This is a genomic window from Teichococcus deserti (genome assembly GCF_001982615.1).
Lineage (GTDB): Bacteria > Pseudomonadota > Alphaproteobacteria > Acetobacterales > Acetobacteraceae > Pseudoroseomonas > Pseudoroseomonas deserti.
In genome coordinates this window covers 1-4,927 of the sequence record NZ_MLCO01000055.1, presented here as the reverse complement: position 1 = coordinate 4,927, position 4,927 = coordinate 1, and the positions used below count along the sequence as shown (strand labels likewise).

5 protein-coding genes are annotated in these 4,927 nt (G+C 70.7%); 3 read left to right on the top strand and 2 right to left on the bottom strand.

All coding sequences use genetic code 11. The features are described from left to right. Nucleotides 1-64 precede the first annotated feature (64 nt). Complete coding sequence (locus BKE38_RS07335; RefSeq protein ID WP_076956699.1) at nt 65-721, bottom strand: glutathione S-transferase; 657 nt, start codon at nt 719-721, stop codon at nt 65-67. 186 nt (nt 722-907) lie between these two features. On the opposite strand from BKE38_RS07335, the gene BKE38_RS07330 reads away from it, so the two are divergent. Further along, complete coding sequence (locus BKE38_RS07330) at nt 908-2,122, top strand: polyhydroxyalkanoate depolymerase (protein ID WP_076956698.1); 1,215 nt, start codon at nt 908-910, stop codon at nt 2,120-2,122. A 46-nt stretch (nt 2,123-2,168) separates the two neighbouring features. Here BKE38_RS07330 and BKE38_RS07325 read toward each other — a convergent pair whose 3' ends face one another. Continuing rightward, entirely contained in the window at nt 2,169-2,669 is a 501-nt protein-coding gene (locus BKE38_RS07325; protein ID WP_367595460.1) for a flavin reductase, read from the bottom strand. A 154-nt stretch (nt 2,670-2,823) separates the two neighbouring features. Between BKE38_RS07325 and BKE38_RS07320 the strand changes: the two genes are divergently transcribed. Both BKE38_RS07320 and BKE38_RS33610 read left to right on the top strand, forming a co-directional pair. Beyond that, nucleotides 2,824-3,522 carry a dienelactone hydrolase family protein gene (locus tag BKE38_RS07320; RefSeq protein WP_076956697.1) on the top strand — a complete coding sequence of 233 codons (699 nt, stop codon included), beginning with the start codon at nt 2,824-2,826 and terminating at the stop codon, nt 3,520-3,522. Nucleotides 3,523-3,624: 102 nt separating this feature from the next. After that, nucleotides 3,625-4,927 (top strand): methyl-accepting chemotaxis protein (locus BKE38_RS33610; protein ID WP_076956696.1); only part of this gene is annotated, 1,303 nt, incomplete at its 3' end.

Below are 4,927 nucleotides of genomic sequence, written 5' to 3'. Positions count from 1 at the left end.
GCCCGGCCCGCCTCCGGCCGGTCTTCTGTCGAGTGGATCCGGGCCGGTGGCCCGGATCCGTCCCTCAGAAGTCGCCTTCGACCTCGGCCAGGGCTTCGGGCTCGCGCTCGGCCTCGACCATCCACTCGACCATCGGCGCCCAGGCCAGCAGCTTCTCCTGATAGGCCGCGGCCGCGCCGGGCAGCGTCACGCCGTAGGTCAGGAAGCGGCTGGCGACGGGAGCGTACATGGCGTCGGCGATGGAGGGGCGCTCGCCGAACAGCCAGGGCCCGCCGGAGCGCGCCAGGGCGTCTTCCCAGATGTCCTGGATATGGCGGATATCGGCGGCCGGCCCCGACCAGACGCGGAAGCCCGGGCGACGGGCGCGCATGTTCAGCGGCAGCGAGGCGCGCAGCGCGGTGAAGCCGCCATGCATCTCGCCCGAGATCGAGCGGCAATGGGCGCGGGCCACCGGCGCCTCGGGCAGCAGCTGCGCCTCGGGGAATTCCTCGTTCAGCTGCTCGGCGATGGCCAGGCTGTCCCAGATCTTCAGCGGCCCGCGCACCAGGCAGGGCAGGCGGAAGGTGGAGCTGCGCGACAGCAGCTCGGCCCGGGCCTGGGGGTCGTCGGCGGCGGCGGTCTCCACCGTGAAGGTCAGCCCGGCCATGCGGCAGAGCAGGTAGCCCCGCAGCGACCAGGAGGAGTAGTTTCGGCTGCTGATCAGGAGGCGGGCCTCGGCCATACGGAACACTCCCACGCGATGAAGGCGCAACCTTAGGCGCGCTCCACGATTGACGAAATGGTCATCTATGCCCTGTCAACATGCCCCTCGCGGCGAGGGAACATTTTCGTTACCGTTCGCCCCGGTGGCGGCAAGAAGCCGGCCGACTTCCCTGGCTTGGCCATTGCGCGGAGAGGCTCCTCACGGATGATGTACCAGCTGTATCAGGCCCAGCAGGACCTGATGGCTCCCTTCCGGCAATTCGCCCGCGGCACCGGCGCGGTGCTGCGGCAGTTCGACACCGGCCGCCCCGAGACCTTCGCGCTGCGGCAGTTCACCGCGGTGCTGGAGTTGATGGGCACCGCCGCCGTCACGCATGAGCGGCCGCCCTTCGGCTTCACCACCGTCCGCGTCGGCAACGAGGATGTCGCGGTGACCGAGGAGGTGGCGACCGCCACCCCCTTCGGCCGGCTGCTGCACTTCAGGAAGGCGGTGGACATCCCGCAGCCCAAGGTGCTGGTGGTGGCGCCGATCTCCGGCCATTTCGCCACCCTGCTGCGCGGCACGGTGCAGGTGCTGCTGCCCGAGAACGACGTCTACATCACCGACTGGATCAATGCCCGGGACGTGCCGCTCTCGGCCGGCCGCTTCGGGCTGGACGAGTTCGTCGACCATGTCATCGCCTTCCAGGAGGCGATCGGGCCCGGCGGCCATGTGCTGGCGGTCTGCCAGCCGGCGGTGCCCGTGCTGGCCGCCGTCGCGCTGATGTCGGAGGACCGCAACCCGGCCACCCCGCACAGCATGACGCTGATGGCCGGCCCGATCGACACCCGCATCCTGCCCACCAAGGTCAATGCCCTGGCGCAGGAGCATCCGATCGACTGGTTCGAGAAGAACATGATCCACACCGTGCCCTGGCGGCTGCAGGGCGGCGGGCGGAAGGTCTATCCGGGCGTGCTGCAGCTCAGCGCCTTCATGTCGATGAACATGAACCGGCATGTGACCGCGCATCTGGAGCAGTTCCGCAACCTGGTCGGCGGCGATTCCCAGCTGGCCGACGCGCATCGCCGCTTCTACGACGAATACCTCGCCGTCATGGATCTGCCGGCCGAGTTCTTCCTCGAGACCGTGAAGAGCGTCTTCCAGGACCACGACCTGGCGGTCGGGCGGATGACGCATCGCGGCCGCCCGGTGCGGCCCGAGACGATCCGCCGCACCCGGCTGCTGACCGTCGAGGGCGAGCGCGACGACATCTGCGCCATCGGCCAGACGGCGGCGGCGCTCGATCTCTGCAGCAACCTCCCCCACACGATGAAGCGCAACCACCTGCAGATCGGCGCCGGCCATTACGGCGTCTTCAGCGGCCGCCGCTGGGCCAACGAGGTCTATCCGCTGGTGCGCGAGATCATCGCGGAAGCTTGAGAACGGCCGTGGCAGCCCAGCGGGGCTGCCACAACCGGCAGAACGATCAGGCGGCCGGGTGCGGCAGGTGGTGGTAGTCGCGCTGCCACCAGATCAGCGCCGGCGCCTTGTCGCCCAGCCGGATGGCGCGGATGGCGGCGAAGAACACGCCATGCGTCCCCTTCTCCAGCACCTCGTCGATCACGCAGTCCAGCGACACCGCGGCGCCGTCCAGCACCGGCGCGCCGGTCTCGAGCCTGCTCCAGGCGCCGATCTCGAAGCGCTGCTCGGCCGTCGCCGCGCCGGTCGCGCCGGCGAAATGGTTGGAGATCGCCTGCTGCCCGCCGGCCAGGACATTGACGCAGAGCACGCCATTCGCCTTGAAGGCGGCATATTGCGTGCTGTTGCGGTTGATGCAGACCAGCAGCGTCGCCGGATCGTCGGTGACCGAGCAGACCGCGCTGGCGGTCAGCCCGGCGCGGCCGCCGGGGCCATCGCTGGTGATCACGTTCACCGCCGCGCCCAGGCGCGCCATGGCTTCGCGGAAATCGGGGCGGGAGACGGGCATCGGCATACTCTGCAAGCGGCGGAAGCGGGCATGATGGCACGCGTCTTCCGGCCAGGCCATCCGTCATGCTGCGCTGCGTGACAAACCCGTGGATGGGGTGTCGCGGCCCCGGCTTCGGGCTATCCTGCGGGCCTCTCTGGAAGGACCGCAAGACATGCCCGAGATCACCATCCCGGCCAGCGACGGCAGCGGCAGCTTCGCCGCCTACCTGGCGATGCCCAAGGCGACGCCGGCCGGCGCAGTCGTCATGATCCAGGAAATCTTCGGCGTGAACCACGCCATGCGGGCCCTGTCCGACTGGGTCGCCGACATGGGCTTCATCGCCATCTGCCCCGACCTGTTCTGGCGCCAGTCCCCCGGCATCCAGCTGACCGACGGCAGCAAGGAGGAATGGGACCAGGCCTTCGCCCTGATGAACGGCTTCGACCAGGCGAAGGGCGTCGAGGACCTGAAGGCGACGCTGGCCGCCGTCCGCGTCATGCCCGGCTGCAACGGAAAGGCCGGCACCATGGGCTTCTGCCTGGGCGGCCGGCTGGCCTTCATGATGGCGACCGACTCCGACGCCGACTGCAATATCTCCTACTACGGCGTGGGCATCGAGGGGCTGGTCTCCGGCGCGGACCGGATCAGGAACCCGCTGCTGATGCACATCGCCGAGCTCGACCGCTTCGTCCCCGCCGAGGCGCGCACCGCCATCCAGCAGGGCCTGGCCGGCACCGCCGAGGCCGCGGTGCATGTCTATCCCGGCGTCGACCATGCCTTCGCCCGCATGGGCGGCCACAGCTGGGACGGCCGCGCCGCCACCATCGCCAATGGCCGCACTGCCGAGCTGCTGGCGCGGACGCTGGGCTGAGCGGGACGGCGGTGCGCCGGCAACCGGCGCGCCGCCACCGCTGCACCTGATCTTTACCGGTTTGCGGGCAGGCTGGGGGCAGCAATCCCAGGCCCGAGCTCCATGACCCTCAAGACCCGCCTGATCGCCGTGCTGTCCGTCATCCTGCTGAGCTTCGCCGGGCTGGGCGGCCTGGCCCTGCAGCGCCTCGGCACCGTGCAGGAAACGGCGGCCGATATCGCCACCAACTGGATGCCCAGCCTGGCGCAGATCTCCACCGCAACGGAGACGGCGCTGCGGCTGCGGCAGATGGTGATCCGGCATGTGCTGCAGACCGACCCCGCCGCCATGGCCGAGAACGAGCGCAACATCGAGGCCGAGCGGCAGCAGGTCGAGCAGGCGCTGGCGAACTACGTGCCGCTGGTCTCCGGGCCGGAAGAGCGGGCCTTGTACGAGAGCGTCGTCCGCAGCTGGGCCGACTACTTCCGCAATGTCGCGCCGGTGCTCGAGGCCAGTCGCCAGGGCGACCGGGCCGGCGCCACGCGGCTCATCGACACCGCCACCCAGGCCAGCTTCCGCAGCTTCGCCCAGGCCTTGCAGGCGCTGCGCCGCTTCAACGTCGATGGCGGCGAGGCCGCGGCCGCGCTGGCCAACGCCACCTATGCCAGCGCCTTCTGGATGATCAGCGGCCTGCTGGCGGTGGGCACGCTGCTGATCAGCATGCTGGGCGTCAGCCTGGTGCGCGGCATCAGCCTGCCGGTGCAGCGCCTGACCGGCAGCATGGAATCGATGATCGGCGGCAACCTGGACGTCGTCGTCGCCGACCGCGACCGCCCCGACGAGATCGGCGCCATGGCCCGCGCGCTGGAGGTCTTCCGCGCCAAGGTCCGCGAGGCCGAGCGCCTGGCCGCGGACCAGGCGCGCGCCGACCAGCAGGGCCGCCAGCGCGGCCAGCGTGTCGACGCCATGATCCGGGAATTCGGCGAGGAGACGCAGCGCGCCCTCGCCGCCCTGCGCGGCGCCGCCCAGCGCCTGGCCGGCACCTCCGGCGAGATGACCCGCAGCGCCGAGGATGCGACGCGCCTGACCACCACCCTGTCGCACGCCTCGGAAAGCGTCTCCTCCAATGCCCAGACCGCGGCGGCCGCGACCGAGGAGCTCACCGCCTCGATCGGCGAGATCACCCGCCAGGTCGGCCGCGCCGCCGAGGTCTCGCGCAACGCCGTCGCCGAGACCGAGCGCACCGACCGCACCATGCGCGAGCTGGCCGACACCGCCAACCGCATCGGCGACGTCGTCCGCCTGATCGCCGACATCGCCGGCCAGACCAACCTGCTGGCGCTGAACGCCACCATCGAGGCCGCCCGCGCCGGCGAGGCCGGCAAGGGCTTCGCCGTGGTGGCGAGCGAGGTGAAGAACCTGGCCA